The 14,220-nt window shown below is 70.3% G+C and carries 12 protein-coding genes; 5 read left to right on the top strand and 7 right to left on the bottom strand.

Translation table 11 applies throughout. The annotated features are described in order from the left end of the window. Positions 1-43: 43 nt before the first annotated feature. Positions 44-1,249: a globin domain-containing protein gene (locus tag ACFYW8_RS31455; RefSeq protein ID WP_389084723.1), complete on the bottom strand. Its 1,206-nt coding sequence runs from the start codon at positions 1,247-1,249 to the stop codon at positions 44-46. Between the two features lie 327 nt (positions 1,250-1,576). Between ACFYW8_RS31455 and glnA the strand changes: the two genes are divergently transcribed. Next, the gene (gene glnA / locus ACFYW8_RS31450) at positions 1,577-2,938 is read left to right on the top strand and encodes a type I glutamate--ammonia ligase (RefSeq protein ID WP_389084717.1); all 1,362 of its coding nucleotides are present in this window, start codon (positions 1,577-1,579) and stop codon (positions 2,936-2,938) included. Positions 2,939-2,945: 7 nt separating this feature from the next. Here the strand turns inward: glnA and ACFYW8_RS31445 are convergent, their stop codons facing one another. After that, positions 2,946-3,281, bottom strand: a complete 336-nt coding sequence (locus ACFYW8_RS31445; protein WP_389084713.1) for a hypothetical protein — start codon at positions 3,279-3,281, stop codon at positions 2,946-2,948. A gap of 359 nt (positions 3,282-3,640) precedes the next feature. Between ACFYW8_RS31445 and ACFYW8_RS31440 the strand changes: the two genes are divergently transcribed. Both ACFYW8_RS31440 and ACFYW8_RS31435 read left to right on the top strand, forming a co-directional pair. Beyond that, the gene (locus tag ACFYW8_RS31440; RefSeq protein WP_389084708.1) at positions 3,641-5,011 is read left to right on the top strand and encodes a hypothetical protein; all 1,371 of its coding nucleotides are present in this window, start codon (positions 3,641-3,643) and stop codon (positions 5,009-5,011) included. Beyond that, positions 5,001-5,552 carry an NUDIX hydrolase gene (locus ACFYW8_RS31435; protein WP_389084704.1) on the top strand — a complete coding sequence of 184 codons (552 nt, stop codon included), beginning with the start codon at positions 5,001-5,003 and terminating at the stop codon, positions 5,550-5,552. The genes ACFYW8_RS31440 and ACFYW8_RS31435 overlap by 11 nt, the downstream gene beginning before the upstream one ends. 205 nt (positions 5,553-5,757) lie before the next feature. Here ACFYW8_RS31435 and ACFYW8_RS31430 read toward each other — a convergent pair whose 3' ends face one another. Then, positions 5,758-6,471, bottom strand: a complete 714-nt coding sequence (locus ACFYW8_RS31430) for a HEAT repeat domain-containing protein (RefSeq protein ID WP_389084700.1) — start codon at positions 6,469-6,471, stop codon at positions 5,758-5,760. 169 nt (positions 6,472-6,640) lie between these two features. Between ACFYW8_RS31430 and ACFYW8_RS31425 the strand changes: the two genes are divergently transcribed. Further along, complete coding sequence (locus ACFYW8_RS31425; RefSeq protein WP_389084695.1) at positions 6,641-6,937, top strand: hypothetical protein; 297 nt, start codon at positions 6,641-6,643, stop codon at positions 6,935-6,937. 111 nt (positions 6,938-7,048) lie between these two features. On the opposite strand, the gene ACFYW8_RS31420 is transcribed toward ACFYW8_RS31425, so the two are convergent. From ACFYW8_RS31420 to ACFYW8_RS31405, 4 genes are all read right to left on the bottom strand, one after another. Further along, positions 7,049-7,321, bottom strand: coding sequence for a hypothetical protein (locus ACFYW8_RS31420; protein WP_365872698.1), 273 nt, complete (start codon positions 7,319-7,321; stop codon positions 7,049-7,051). Positions 7,322-7,616: 295 nt separating this feature from the next. Beyond that, on the bottom strand, positions 7,617-8,636 hold the full coding sequence (locus ACFYW8_RS31415; RefSeq protein WP_389084688.1) for a TolB family protein: 1,020 nt from the start codon (positions 8,634-8,636) through the stop codon (positions 7,617-7,619). Beyond that, positions 8,633-9,964 carry an MFS transporter gene (locus tag ACFYW8_RS31410; protein WP_389084684.1) on the bottom strand — a complete coding sequence of 444 codons (1,332 nt, stop codon included), beginning with the start codon at positions 9,962-9,964 and terminating at the stop codon, positions 8,633-8,635. The genes ACFYW8_RS31415 and ACFYW8_RS31410 overlap by 4 nt, the downstream gene beginning before the upstream one ends. A gap of 1 nt (position 9,965) precedes the next feature. Further along, positions 9,966-10,853 carry an alkaline phosphatase family protein gene (locus ACFYW8_RS31405; protein ID WP_389084679.1) on the bottom strand — a complete coding sequence of 296 codons (888 nt, stop codon included), beginning with the start codon at positions 10,851-10,853 and terminating at the stop codon, positions 9,966-9,968. A gap of 303 nt (positions 10,854-11,156) precedes the next feature. Here ACFYW8_RS31405 and ACFYW8_RS31400 point away from each other — a divergent pair, with 303 nt between their 5' ends. Next, the gene (locus ACFYW8_RS31400) at positions 11,157-14,153 is read left to right on the top strand and encodes a bifunctional [glutamine synthetase] adenylyltransferase/[glutamine synthetase]-adenylyl-L-tyrosine phosphorylase (protein WP_389084674.1); all 2,997 of its coding nucleotides are present in this window, start codon (positions 11,157-11,159) and stop codon (positions 14,151-14,153) included. Positions 14,154-14,220: the final 67 nt, after the last annotated feature.

Genomic DNA, 14,220 nt, shown 5'->3' with positions numbered 1-14,220 from the left:
CCGGACCCCGCCTCCGCCGTGTGATCCCGCCGGACGGGGCCTGTCAGGCGTGGGCCAGCCAGAGGTCCGGACCGAACACCTCGTAGTGGATGTCGGAGGCGGGCACGCCCTTGTCGAGGAGCTGGGTCCGTACCGCGCGCATGAAGGGCAGCGGACCGCACAGGTAGGCGTGTGTGCCCGGCCGCACGGTGACTCCCGAGAGGTCGACCGGACCGGTCCGCCCGGCGGGGTGGCCCGGCTCGGCCCGCTCGTACCAGAAGTGGGTCTCCGCGTCGGCGAGTTCGCCCGCGAACGCCTCGTGCTCGGCGCGCAGCGCGTGCTCGGCGGGGGAGCGGTCGCCGTGCACCACGGTGACGGGGGCCTTGTGACCGGTGATCGTCAGCTGCTCCAGCATGGCGATCACCGGGGTGACGCCGATGCCCGCGGAGGCGAGGAGGAGCGGGGCGTCCGTGTCGTGCAGGACCAGGTCGCCGTACGGCGCGGAGACCTCCAGGACGCTGCCCTCGCGGACGTGCGCGTGCAGATGGCTGGAGACCTCGCCCTCGGGGCTCGTCACGCCGGCGTTCTCCTCCGCGCGGACCCGCTTGACGCTGATCCGGCGCACCTGGGAGCCGGGCGCGCCGGAGAGGCTGTACTGGCGTATCTGGCGGGCGCCGTCCGGGAGTTGTACACCGACGGAGACGTATTGGCCCGCACGGAAGTCCGGCAGGGCTCCGCCGTCGGCCGGGCGGATCCGGAAGGTGGCGACGTCGGCGGTCTCCTCGACGCGCTCGGTGACCACCCAGGGGCGCAGGGCCCCGTCGTCCGCGTTCTCGTCGTACAGGCGCTTCTCGATGGCGATCAGGGCGTTCGCCATGAGCCAGTAGACCTCGTCCCAGGCGGCGGCGACCTCGGCGGTGACCGCGTCGCCGAGCACCTCGACGATGGCGGCGAAGAGGTGCTCGTGCACGACCTCGTACTGCTCGGGCGCGACGCCCAGCGAGGCGTGCTTGTTCGCGATGCGGCTCAGCATCGCGTCGGGCCGCTCGTCGGGGTGCTCGACCAGATGGGTGGCGAAGGCGGCGATGGATCCCGCCAGGGCCTGACGCTGGGTGCCCGCGGCCTGGTTGCCGCGGTTGAACAGGTCGCGGAGCAGCTCGGGGTGGGCGGCGAACAGTCCGGCGTAGAAACGCTCGGTGATCTCGCCGATGGCGGCACCGACGACGGGGAGGGTCGCGCGCACGGTGGAGGCGGATTGTTCGGACAGCATCAGGACTCCTCGAAGCCGGGGCCAGAGCGGTGGGTTGCACCTCTCCGCATGGATCGCACACTAATAAAACTTGCATCTGAGATGCAAGTTTAAAAACGAGGGACGGGTGAGTACCGGCCTGCCCTTACGGGTGCGGGCGTGAGCAGGCAGTATGTGCGGCAGAGCAGGACACCTGCCGTACGCGAGGCGTTCAGGCCGAGGTCGCCCGGCCGATCATGGTCCGCAACGCGCATGAAATGGTGTTGTGGTGGGATGCTCAGGTGCGCCGATCGTCTTCGAGGCGTGGGAGCAGGCGGCCTGACCAGCAAGGATGGGTGGAAGCGGAAGATGGACAAGCAGCAGGAGTTCGTGCTCCGGACGCTGGAGGAGCGTGACATCCGGTTCGTACGTCTGTGGTTCACGGACGTACTCGGCTTCCTCAAGTCGGTGGCAGTGGCCCCGGCGGAGCTGGAACAGGCCTTCGACGAGGGCATCGGCTTCGACGGCTCGGCCATCGAGGGCTTCGCCCGCGTATACGAGTCCGACATGATCGCCAAGCCGGACCCGTCCACCTTCCAGGTGCTGCCCTGGCGCGCCGAGGCCCCCGGTACGGCCCGGATGTTCTGCGACATCCTGATGCCGGACGGGTCGCCGTCCTTCGCGGACCCGCGCTATGTCCTCAAGCGCGCCCTCAACAAGACCTCGGACCTGGGTTTCACCTTCTACACCCACCCCGAGATCGAGTTCTTCCTGCTGAAGGACCGCCCGCTGGACGGCTCGCGGCCCACCCCCGCCGACAACTCCGGCTACTTCGACCACACCCCGCAGAACGTCGGCCAGGACTTCCGGCGCCAGGCCATCACGATGCTGGAGTCGATGGGCATCTCGGTCGAGTTCAGCCACCACGAGGGCGCCCCCGGCCAGCAGGAGATCGACCTGCGCTACGCCGACGCGCTCTCCACGGCCGACAACATCATGACCTTCCGGCTGATCATGAAGCAGGTCGCGCTGGAGCAGGGCGTCCAGGCCACCTTCATGCCGAAGCCGTTCTCGGAGTACCCCGGCAGCGGTATGCACACGCACCTCTCCCTCTTCGAGGGCGACCGCAACGCGTTCTACGAGTCCGGCTCGGAGTACCAGCTCTCCAAGGTCGGCCGCTCCTTCATCGCCGGCCTCCTGAGGCACGCCGGAGAGATCTCCGCCGTCACCAACCAGTGGGTCAACTCCTACAAGCGCATCTGGGGCGGCTCCGAGCGCACGGCGGGCGCCGGCGGCGAGGCCCCCTCGTACATCTGCTGGGGCCACAACAACCGCTCGGCCCTCGTCCGTGTGCCCATGTACAAGCCCGGCAAGACCGGCTCGGCGCGGGTCGAGGTCCGCTCGATCGACTCGGGCGCGAACCCGTACCTCGCGTACGCGCTGCTCCTGGCCGCGGGCCTGAAGGGCATCGAGGAGGGTTACGAGCTCCCGCCGGGCGCCGACGACGACGTCTGGGCCCTCTCCGACGCCGAGCGCCGGGCCATGGGCATCGAGCCCCTCCCGCAGAACCTCGGCGAGGCGCTGGCCCTCATGCAGCGCAGTGAACTGGTCGCCGAGACCCTCGGTGAGCACGTCTTCGACTTCTTCCTGCGCAACAAGAAGGCGGAGTGGGAGGAGTACCGCTCCGAGGTGACCGCCTTCGAGCTGCGGAAGAACCTGCCGGTGCTGTAGGCGCAGGTCAGGGACGTTTTCTGTGGTCCAGCACGTGGGGCCCACGGTCGATGACCGTGGGCCCCACGGCTGTCCTCACGACCCCTGGGCCGTCTGCGGGCCGTCCGCCCCGGAAACGCCGCCCTCGTACATGCTGTCCACGGCCCTTCGTGCGCGGCCTTCGCTGCTCGGCAGCAGGTGCGCCGGCGGCGACGAGCGCGGGCTTCCAGTAGCGGACGTTGAAGTCCGTGCGCCGGACAGCGCCGTTCCCGTCGGTGCGCAGGAACAGCAGACGCTTCGTGACGGGGGCACCGTCCGGGCGCAGCCACGGCAGGGTGACCTCCACCGGCGGATGCGCGTCCATGTGTGCCTTGAGCGTGTGAGCGACCCGGTTCGGTAGTGGTACGTCCCGCTCCTTGTCGCGCTTGGGCGGGGCGAAGACGAGTTTTCCACTACGGACGAGGCGTGGACGGGTCGATGCCAGATTGGCTGTGGCTTTCCCGATCCCGCAGGTCAGCGCCATGGTCGGTGTTCGATCTTGAGGGGACTGTAAAGCTGATGGCTGTCGGCGGAGACGGATCAAAACAGCGTGGCGGTCGGTTCGTGGCTCTCCCCGGCGCTGGGCAAGTCGGAGACCGCAGGCGGTGCACGACTGTCCATTGTTTCGCTGATCGGCACATGCTGAACTGGCTCACGTATGGACGCCGCAGAAGGGGCTGGAACATGACCGCGGTCCTCAGCACAGGGTGGGACAGCGTACGGCAGCGGGCCAGGTTGAGCGCCCAAGTGGCCGGCGCCGCCGCCCCGATGGAGCGGCTGACCGTGCTCGGGCGGGCGGAGCTGCTCGGGCGGCTGCGCTGGGAAGTCCTCCAGGGCGGTTCTCTGTTCCTGACCTATCCCCAACTGCTCGATGGCGCCGTCTTCGCTGCGCTCCGGCCCGCCGCACTCCTTGACGAGTTGGCGATCCGGGGGATCGGCGGTGGTGCCGTGTTACCGATCCGGGTGAACTCCCGGAACGCAGACCTGGCTGAGCAGCTGATTGCGATGCTCTCCACTGGTTTCCTCTTTTCTTCCCTTCCGATCCCCGATGACCAGTGCCTGCGGCTCCAGCGGGAGCTGGCCGTGCGCGCAGACGTCGAGTCCGCGGTCGCGGCCCTGGCCACGGAGGGGCCGATCGGTATGGCGGACCGGTTGCTGGCGGCGACCGGTGTCCTTGGGATTCCGCTACGGCGGCGCACAGTTGCCCGGTGGGGTGACTGGCTGGAAGCCGCCGGGCGCGGCCTTTTGGACGTCAGCCCCCTGGTGCCGGCCGACTACGCGACCGCGTACGCGTTGCGGCCTCCGCCGCGCCCGGAGGATGCGGCCAGTGACGAGGGCCGGGCGGTGCTCGCTGCCTGGACCAGCGGGGAGTTCGACGTGAACGGGCTACCCAGCCGCAGCCGCCTGTACGAGAGACTTGACCCCCTGCAGCGCTCCGGTGACCCCGCAGCGCAAGCGGATGCGCAGATGCTGCGTGAGTCCTTCGACGAGACGTACTACAGAGCCATCGCAGCGAGCGAAGGTTGCCTGCTTGGGTTGGCTTCGCCTCGTCGCGGCATCCGGCGCCGAGAGGCAGCGACGCTGGGGGAGCAGACACCGGTCGTGATCTATCCGACCCGCTTCGAACTGCGGCTGGGCCTGATGAGCGGTGCTCAATGGCAGCGTTACACGGATGAAGCCGCCGATGCCCTCACCAATTGGTGGCACCAGCGTGACCTTGCTGCTTTGCAGGAGGTGGGTGACCTGCTCGCGGAGCGTACGAAAGAGCCGCCGGCCGCTGACGCGGGCGAGGTGTCTGTGACCCGACTCCAGCGGTTCGCACCGAGCGCGCGCGGGGTCACTGCTCAGATGGTCGCGGGCGGTGGATTGAGCCTGGCGACCAGCCTGCTTGGCGAGGGGACGCCCGGAGTGTTCGCGGCTGGCGCAGGCGGAGCGCTCGCGCCGGTTGTCGTTGCGGCCGTAGCGGCGGGTGTGACCCGCTTGGGCGATTTCCGAGGGCGGTATGACGTGGTTGAGCTCCCAGGGATGCTGCAAGGAGGGCCTAATGGACACTGAGGCGCCACGTACGCACACCCACAAGGCCTACACCGATGCTGACGGCGGGCGATGGTGCGAGGTCTACCTGGACACCTATCGCCTGCCCTCCGGCACGGAGACAGTCCGGCACCGCATCCGCGTTGGCGGTGGCCGTACAGGAGTCGTGGTGCTGGCACGACGAGGCGATGACATTCTGCTGGTCCGCCAGTGGCGGCCGACGGTCGGTCGGTGGGCCTGGGAACTGCCACGCGGATTCGGCGAGACCGATCCTGTCTCGGACGCGCTGCGAGAACTGGTTGAGGAGGCGGGACTGGTGGGCTCCGCAGCGGTTGCAGTGGCGTACCTGGACATCGACTCTGGTCTGCTGGAGAACGAGGTTGCCGTCGTCGAGGTCTCGGTTCAGGGCGATGCCCCGCTGCGCCCCGGCACGGCTGACGGCGAGATCGCCGCCGCGCGCTGGTGGAGTCCACACGAAATCGCAAAGGCGATCCGTGCGGGAGAGCTACGGGATGGCTTCACCCTTGCCGCGCTCGGAGCAGTCGGCGCAGCCCGCGGCTAGGCGAGGTGCTGCTTAGCAGGCGTGGGTTCCCCCAGGCGTCGCCCAACAGGGCCAGGATCAAGAAATCCCGAAGGCCCGGATCGCCGTACCCGATTCGGGGCGTGAGCTGGGCCGTCTGTGGGCGCCCCGGAAACGCCGCCTCCTGCACGCTGTCCACGGCCCGCCGGGCGCGGCCTTCGCCGGCACGGTACGTGAGGGCGGTGACTCAGGCGTCCTGTGTCTGCTGGAGGGCGTCGCGCAGGGAAGTGCCGCTGTCGTCGTCGAGGGTCGTGCCGAGGTGGCGCAGCTGGGCACGTCGTTCGGTGTCGCCCCGCTCGGCCAGGGCGGTGGCCCACGCGATCTTCTGTTCGTCGGTGATTCCGGCCGTCTCGTTGAACAGCGCGTACAAGGCGTACCAGCGCACCGCCTCGTTGTCGTCCTCGGCCAGCTTCAGGAGGGCCTCGACGGCCCGGTCCTGGGTGTGTTCGCCGTCGGTCAGGGCGGGAAGCGCGGCGGCCACCGCGAAGCGGACGGGCTGCGCCGGGTGCGCCTGGTGGCCGAGCACCAGGTCGAGGGTCTCCTCGGCGTTGTGGTAGCCGAGTGCGGAGATCATCCATCCCAGGACCCAGGGGTCCGGCTCGTCGGCCATCTCCGCCACGACGACCTCGATCGTCTCCGCGGTGAACGGCCGGTGGTCCTCGGTGTCGTAGGGGCCCAGCTCGCGCAGAACCCGCGCTCCCAGTTCCCGCTCCGTCGGCTCCTCACATGCCAGCAACCGTGCCGCGCGCTCGAAGACATACCGGGTCGGTCGCCCGTGCAGGGCGACCAGGCAGGGGACGGATCCGTCGTCCCCGTCCTCCCCGTCCTCCACGCTGATCTCATGCAGAGCTCTCACGAACAGCTCGTCGTCCGTGGCGGCGTCGATGTCATCGATTCCCATGCTGTTTCCCCCTGCTTTCAGATGCCCAGTATGGGCGTGGCCCGCCGGCTCCGCGGGTGACCGGTGACGTCGGCTCGACAGACCCGATCGAGCTCGCTGTTCAGAGCTCAGGGGCGTAGCGTTTTCAAATAAGGCAAGGTGATCCAACTTATCGACACGGGGAGTCCCCATGATCGGCGCCACCGTCACCTTCTCCTACACCGGCGACTTCGATCGCTCACGGATAACCAAGGTGGCCGAGAACGCCCGGGGCATGTTCGAAGGCATGCCAGGCGTGCGGTTCAAGTTCTTCACCTTCGATGAGAAGCATCGCCAGGCGGTCAACTTCTACGTCTGGGAATCGAAAGAACAGGCGGAACAGTTCTTCTCCGAGGAGTTGCGCGAGCGAGTGACCGGTCTGTACGGCGTCGCACCGGCCATCGATTTCGTGGAGATCGCCGAGATCGTCGACAATTCGGCTCCGTAGCGGCGTGCTCGTTCACGAGTCCCAAGTAGTTCGGTCGGTGCGGGACAGGCCGCGGGCCCGGACCGTGAGGAGCGGTCCGGGCCCGTTGTTTGCGTGCCGTCCTGGCGTCTGTCAGACCTGGGGGACGCCGCCCGCGTTCTGCACCTCGGACAGCGCCTTCTTGATGGTGACCTTCGAGAGGTAGCCGGCGCCGAAGAATATGCACTGGACGACGTACCAGAACTTCTCGGCCCCGGTCATCTCGACCAGCCCGTACTCGCTCAGGGCCTTCTTCACCGGGACCTTCTGCATGTAGGCGGCACCGAAGTAGATGCAACCCAGGATGTACCAGAACTTCTCCGCCGAGGTGGTGGAGCCCTGACCGAGGTACTGACGTTCTGCCATGACGTTCTCTGCCTTCCGATGACCGTGGGACCCGGGGAAACGCGCCGATCCGGTCCCTTGCGGGCAGCCTCGGGCAGCAGTCGGACACAGGCGAGGACGCCTGAGGGCATGCTGAAGCGCGAGTTGAGATGGCGTGGGTGATGGGCACTTGTCACGGTGCCGGTCGTCATGACGGCCGGCCGCCCCCCGGATGTGCAAGCGCAGCATAGGGGCAAGAGCCCTTGACCGTCACCTCGGATATGCCGAAGTCGGAGGGGAGCGTTCGGAGTTGGGCGTCGACGGCTTCCAGGAGCCCTCAGCGGACGTACGCGGGTGACACCGCCGCCGTGGTGACGCGCCGCGGTCTTCCCGTGCCGTCGGACGGGAGGGTCCAGAGGTCGGCTCCGTAGTCGCCGGGGAGGGCGTAGACGAGGGTGTGGTCGTCTCGCCAGACCACCTGGTCGTCGACGCTGCGGGGCTCGGCGAGCGGGGTCTCGTGCCAGGTGCGCAGATCGAGGACGTACAGATGCCAAGGGGCGTCCTTGGGAAGGCCCTTGACGCGCTTCTTGAACGCGATACGGGTGCCGTCGGGGGAGAGGGACGGGCATTCGACGTTCGTGCGCAGGGTGGTGACGGTGCGGGCGGCCAGGTCGCCGCGGACCAGGTGGGTCGTGCCGTGCGTGGCCATCGTGGCGTAGAACGTGCGGTCGTCGCCCGCGAACGTCACGCCCCAGAAGTTGACGTCGGCCGCGTGGTAGGCCCTGCCGTCCTTCACGACGCGGTACGCCTCCAGGGACGAGGTCAGCTTCCCCGTGCGGGTGTCGACGATCGCCGCCCGGGTGGAGAAGTTCGTTCCCGCGTAGGAGTCGCCGCCCACGAACGCCGTCCAGGCCGCGTACCGGCCGCTGGGCGAGACGCGGGCGCGGGACGGGATGCCGGGCACGTCGTAGCGGGCCCTGACGTGCAGAGCGGCGTCGAGGATCACCGCCCGGTAGGTGTCCTGGACCGTGCCGTGCACCGCCTGAAGGCACACCCCGGTCCCCGAAGCGGCGTAGAAACGCAGGCACTTGACCTTGGACGCGGTACGCGGGCCCGACGGGTCGGACGCCGGGACGGACGTCAGCTCGTCGCGGTGCGGGCCCCACGCCATGTTGCGGAAGACCAGCAGCCGGGAGTCGGTCAGGGAGACGGCCCCCGCGGTGATCCGCGGGCCGCCCGGCTGGGCCTGGTTCCGGCGCTCCGCGCGGGCCGAGGCGTGCAGCACGGAGGCCGCCGCGACGCCCGCCAGGACGACCAGGGCCGAGACCAGGACCAGGATGCGGGTTCGCAGTGTCATACGAGGCCTTCTGGGGGAGTGCGGCGGACGGGGCGCAGGATCGTCGAGAACAGGGCGCACAGGGCGAGTGCCACGGCCGACGCCATGAGCGCCGTACGGTCGCCCCACGCCGTCCAGGCCGCGCCGAAGGCGAGCGAGCAGACGAAACGGGCCAGCGCCTGACCCGTCTGGACCAGCGCGAGCCCGGACGACCGCAGTTCCTCGGGCACGCTGTCCGAGGCGGCGGCCATGAGCACGCCGTCGGTCGCGGCGTAGAAGCCGCCGTGCAGGAACAGGACGGCGAAGGGCAGCGCCGTGCCGTGCCAGGAGGTGAGCAACAGGGCGTACGCGAGGAGCAGCGCGCCGTGGCCGGCCAGGAACACCCGCCAGCGGCCCGTCCGGTCCGCGAGCCGGCCGAGCGGGACGGCCAGCAGCAGGAACGCGGCGGCCGTGCCGACGGGCAGCAGCGCGAACCAGCGGTCCGGCACCCCGAGCCTGCGCTGGAGCAGCAGGAACACGAAGGAGTCGCTGACCGTGGCGAGGCCGAGCAGCAGCGCGCAGAGCGCGATACCGCGCAGCTCCGGGCGGCGCAGGAGGGCGAGGGCGGCGCGCAGGGTGGGGCGCGGCGTGGCAGGGGCGGCGGGCGCGGCCGGCTCGTCCGGCACCCCGGCCGCACGGGTGGACCGCGCGGCCGTACCGCCCGGCACGAACAGCACCAGGACCAGGACGCCCACCACGGCCACGCAGAAGCTCACCATGAACACCGCGTCGTAGCCGTCGACGGTCGCCCGCAGGATCAGGAAGGCGGCCAGCGGGCCCAGCAGGGCGCCCGCCGTGTCCATCGCGCGATGGACGCCGAAGGCGCGGCCCCGGGTCTCCGGGGTGCTCGACAGCGAGATCAGGGCGTCGCGCGGGGCGGTGCGCAGGCCCTTGCCGGTGCGGTCGGCGGCGAGGACGAGGCCGATGGGGGTGAGGGTCTGCGCCACCAGGAGCAGCGGTTTGCAGGCGGCCGAGAGGGCGTATCCGGCGCCCGCCACCCACTTGTGGCGGCCGCCGCCCCGGTCGGCGAGATGCCCTCCGACCAGGCGGACCAGCGCCGAGAAGCCGTTGTAGATCCCGTCGAGGAGTCCGAAGCCGAGCGGGGACAGGCCGAGGCCCGCCACCAGGTACAGGGGCAGGACGGCCGTCACCATCTCCGAGGAGACGTCGGTGATCAGGCTGACCGTGCCGAGTGCCAGCACCGTGGGCGCGACCGCGGCGAGGCGCCGCCCGGCTCGGGGCCGGGCGGCGCTTTCCGCGGACGCCGCCGGAGTCTTGGGTGTACCGGCGCGGCTGTCCGCTACGTACATGTCAGGACGTCCAGATGCCCGTGATGTCCTTGGCGGAGGCGGCGTTGCCGGCGTGCGTGAGGCCGTGCATGTCCTCCAGCGTGCGCAGCAGGTCGTAGTGGTTGTAGGTGGTGGTGGACGAGGAACCCGGGGTCACCTGCTGGCCGTACAGCACCGTCGGGATCTTGTTGCCCGCGAGCCGGTTGTCCTCGTCGAAGGTGACGACGAGCAGGCTGTTGTGGGTCTTGGCCCAGGTGGCGTAGGCGCTCAGGTTGGTGTTCAGCCAGGTGTCACCGGTGGACACCGAGCAGTCGTGCATGTCGCTGCACAGGTTCGGGACGACGAAGGAGACCTGCGGAAGCGTCGTGTAGTCCGTCGGGAACTGGGCGAACGTCTTGGCGCTGGACGTCGGTACGTTGCTGAAACCGAACCAGGGGTTGTGCTTGCGGGCGTAGTTCCCGCTGCTGCACGTGGTCGAACCCTGGCTGGGCAGCGTCTCGTTGTAGCTGCCCCAGGTCTTGCCCGCGGCGATCAGCTCGGAGGCGAGGTTGGGGGCGGAGGAGAACCCGGGGGTGTAGCAGCTGTCGTCCGTGATGCCCTGGGTGGCGCCGGAGAACAGGGCGAAGTAGTTGGGCTGGCTCGGGTGGGTCTCGGCGTACGACTGGGAGAGGTTGGCCCCGCCGGTCTTGAGCGAGTTGATGTACGGGGCGCTGGAGGAGCCGATCACCTGGCTGTAGGCGTGGTTCTCGAAGACCACGACCACGACGTGGTCCGGGGTCGGGACCGCGGCTGCGGCGTGCGCGGGGGCCGAGCCGGCGAACCCGGTCCACAGCCCTACCGCGGCCGCGGTGAAGGCGAGGGCGGATGCCACGACGGCACGACTGCGGGTGTACACGTTTCTGCCGGACACTTTCAGACCTCCGGTGGGGGGAAGGCGACGGTGGCGGTGCGGACAGAGCATGCACACGCCAACATTCCCCGCGCTCACATCCCTCAACCGGCGGGATGAAGAGCCGGTGAACTACTGCCTCCCCGTCTTTTGTACCGCCTCGCACGGCCGTCGGCGCGGGGCGCGATCGGGCGTACCGGGGTTACGCTCGGGCGGGTACGACCTTGATCGGACCAGAGGTGCGGAACGGGGCCAGGTGTACGGGACGAGACCAGGTGTGCGGGACCGGACCGGGCGTACGACGTCGATCGACAGGAGGCCGGAATGACGGCGCCGGGGCGCAGGAGCAGTACCTTCACGCGGCTGCTGCGGCACGGCTTCACCGATCCGTCGGCCGCCGAGCGGCTCCTGGAGGGCCCCGAACTGGCGCCCATACGATCCGACCCGGTCCTCCTGGACGCGCTGGGCGCCACCGCCGACCCGGACCTCGCGCTGCTCGGCCTCGTCCGGATCGTCGAGGCGCAGGACGAGCACTCCCCCCGGCGCGAGCTCCTCGACACGCTGATCGCGGCCAAGCCCCTGCGGGACCGGCTGCTCGGTGTGCTCGGCGCCTCCGCCGCGCTCGGCGACCATCTCGCCCGGCACCCGCACGACTGGCAGGCCCTCGTCACCTACGAGGCGCGGGACCTGCATCCCGGGGTCAGGGAGTTCGAACGCGGGCTGGCGGACGCGAAGGACCCCGTCTCGCTGCGTGTCGCCTACCGCCGCTGCCTGCTCTCCATAGCCGCGCGCGACGTGTGCGGCACCACCGACCTCGCCCAGACCGCCGCCGAACTCGCCGACCTCGCCACCGCGACCCTGCGCGCCGCGCTCGCCATCGCCGAGGCCGCCGCACCCGACGACGCCGCGGTGTGCCGGCTCGCGGTCGTCGCGATGGGCAAGTGCGGGGGACACGAACTGAACTACGTGTCCGACGTCGACGTGATCTTCGTGGGGGAGGGTGCCGAGGGAGCCGACGAGAGGAAGGCCGTGCAGGCGGCCACCCGGCTCGCCTCGCACATGATGCGGATCTGCTCCGAGACGACCGTCGAGGGCAGCATCTGGCCGGTCGACGCCAATCTGCGCCCCGAGGGCCGCAACGGCCCCCTGGTGCGGACGCTCAGCAGCCATCTCGCCTACTACCAGCGGTGGGCCAAGACCTGGGAGTTCCAGGCACTGCTCAAGGCCCGCCCGGTGGCCGGGGACCTGGAGCTGGGCGAGGAGTACGTCGCCACCCTGGCCCCACTGGTGTGGCACGCCGCCGAGCGAGAGAACTTCGTCGCCGACGTGCAGAAGATGCGGCGCCGGGTCGTCGAGAACATTCCGGCCGCCGAGATCGAGCGGGAGCTCAAGCTCGGCCCCGGAGGGCTCCGGGACGTCGAATTCGCCGTACAGCTCCTGCAGTTGGTGCACGGCCGGGCCGACACCTCGCTGCGCAGCGGTACGACCCTGGACGCACTGAAGGCGCTCGCCGCCGGCGGATACGTGGGCCGCGCCGACGCCGTACAGCTCGACGACGCCTACCGCTTCCTGCGGTCGATGGAACACCGCATCCAGCTCTTCCGGCTGCGGCGCACCCATCTGGTGCCGACGGACGAGGCGGATCTGCGGCGGATCGGGCGGTCGCTCGGGCTGCGGGTCGACCCGGTCAAGGAGCTGAACCGGGAGTGGAAGCGGCACGCGGCCATGGTGCGGCGGCTGCACGAGAAGCTGTTCTACCGGCCGTTGCTCGACGCCGTCGCACAACTGGCGCCGGGGGAGACCCGGTTGAGCCCGGGAGCGGCCCGGGAGCGGCTCGTCGCGCTCGGGTACGCCGATCCGGCCAGCGCCCGGCGGCATCTGGAGGCGCTGGCGTCCGGGGTCTCCCGCAAGGCCGCGATCCAACGGACCCTGCTCCCCGTGCTGCTGGGCTGGTTCGCGGATTCGGCCGACCCCGACGCCGGCCTGCTCAACTTCCGGAAGGTGTCGGACGCGCTCGGCAAGACCCCTTGGTATCTGCGGCTGTTGAGGGACGAGGGCGCCGCCGCGGAGAACCTCGCGCGGGTCCTCTCGGCGGGCCGGCTCGCCCCCGACCTGCTGATGCGCGCTCCGGAGGCGGTGGCCCTGCTGGGCGACGGGGAGAGCGGCGGCCTCGAACCCCGCGGCCGAGCCCACCTGGAGCAGGAGATCCTCGCCGCGGTGCGGCGGGCCGACGGCGGAGAGCAGGCCGTGACCGCCGCGCGCGGCGTGCGGCGGCGGGAGCTGTTCCGTACCGCCGCGACCGACATCGTCGCCTCCTACGGAACCGAGGAGACGCCGGCCGTCGCCGATCAGGGGGCGCTGGTCGACCTCGTCGGCGCGGCGGTGTCGGATCTGACGGCTGCGACGATCGCGGGAACCCTGCGGGCCGTGGTCCGCGACGGCTGGGGCGACACCCTGCCCACCCGGTTCGCGGTGATCGGGATGGGCCGCTTCGGGGGCCACGAGCTCGGCTACGGCTCCGACGCGGACGTGCTCTTCGTGCACGAACCCCGCGAGGGCGTCGACGAGCAGGAGGCGTCACGGGCCGCGAACGCGGTGGTCTCCGAGATGCGGCGGCTGCTCCAGCTCCCCAGCGCGGATCCGCCGCTGCTGATCGACGCGGATCTGCGCCCCGAGGGGAAGTCCGGGCCGCTGGTGCGCACACTGAAGTCGTACGAGGCGTACTACCGGCGCTGGTCCCTGGTGTGGGAGTCGCAGGCGCTGCTGCGCGCGGAGGTCGTGGCAGGGGACACCGATCTCGGGAGCCGGTTCATGGAGCTGGTCGATCCGCTGCGCTATCCGGCGGAGGGGCTGGGCGAGGACGCCGTACGGGAGATCCGGCGGCTGAAGGCCCGGATGGAGTCGGAGCGGATGCCGCGCGGCGCCGACCCCACGCTGCACACCAAGCTCGGGCGCGGCGGACTGTCCGACGTGGAGTGGACGGTCCAGCTGATCCAGCTCCAGCACGGCTGGGTCGAGCCGGGTCTGCGGACGACCCGCACCCGGGAGGCGCTGGCCGCCGCGTGCGCGGCGGAACTGCTGTCCACGGAGGACGCGGCGACGCTGGACGAGGCCTGGGTCCTGGCCACGCGCGTACGGAACGCGGTGATGCTCGTACGGGGCAGGGCCGGCGACACCTTCCCCTCGGACGGGCGCGAGCTCGCCGCCGTGGGCCGCTACCTGGGGTACGACCCGGGCCACGTCGGAGACATGCTCGACGACTACCGGCGCACCACCCGGCGGGCCCGGGCCATAGTGGACGAACTGTTCTACGGCGCGTGACCCGCGCTACGGCGCGTGACCCGCGCTACGGAGTGTGCCGTGCGCCGGTTCGCGAGGGTGCCGACGG

This window comes from Streptomyces sp. NPDC002742, assembly GCF_042888885.1.
GTDB lineage: Bacteria > Actinomycetota > Actinomycetes > Streptomycetales > Streptomycetaceae > Streptomyces.
Note: the sequence above shows the minus strand (reverse complement) of the source record. Positions and strands in the feature narration are given on the sequence as shown.

Excerpts from the sequence above, each read along its gene's own strand:
- ACFYW8_RS31455 (WP_389084723.1), bottom strand. The coding sequence starts at position 1,249 with ATGCTGTCCGAACAATCCGCCTCCACCGTGCGCGCGACCCTCCCCGTC.
- glnA (WP_389084717.1), top strand. The coding sequence starts at position 1,577 with ATGGACAAGCAGCAGGAGTTCGTGCTCCGGACGCTGGAGGAGCGTGAC.
- ACFYW8_RS31445 (WP_389084713.1), bottom strand. The coding sequence starts at position 3,281 with ATGGACGCGCATCCGCCGGTGGAGGTCACCCTGCCGTGGCTGCGCCCG.
- ACFYW8_RS31440 (WP_389084708.1), top strand. The coding sequence starts at position 3,641 with ATGACCGCGGTCCTCAGCACAGGGTGGGACAGCGTACGGCAGCGGGCC.
- ACFYW8_RS31435 (WP_389084704.1), top strand. The coding sequence starts at position 5,001 with ATGGACACTGAGGCGCCACGTACGCACACCCACAAGGCCTACACCGAT.
- ACFYW8_RS31430 (WP_389084700.1), bottom strand. The coding sequence starts at position 6,471 with ATGGGAATCGATGACATCGACGCCGCCACGGACGACGAGCTGTTCGTG.
- ACFYW8_RS31425 (WP_389084695.1), top strand. The coding sequence starts at position 6,641 with ATGATCGGCGCCACCGTCACCTTCTCCTACACCGGCGACTTCGATCGC.
- ACFYW8_RS31420 (WP_365872698.1), bottom strand. The coding sequence starts at position 7,321 with ATGGCAGAACGTCAGTACCTCGGTCAGGGCTCCACCACCTCGGCGGAG.
- ACFYW8_RS31415 (WP_389084688.1), bottom strand. The coding sequence starts at position 8,636 with ATGACACTGCGAACCCGCATCCTGGTCCTGGTCTCGGCCCTGGTCGTC.
- ACFYW8_RS31410 (WP_389084684.1), bottom strand. The coding sequence starts at position 9,964 with ATGTACGTAGCGGACAGCCGCGCCGGTACACCCAAGACTCCGGCGGCG.
- ACFYW8_RS31400 (WP_389084674.1), top strand. The coding sequence starts at position 11,157 with ATGACGGCGCCGGGGCGCAGGAGCAGTACCTTCACGCGGCTGCTGCGG.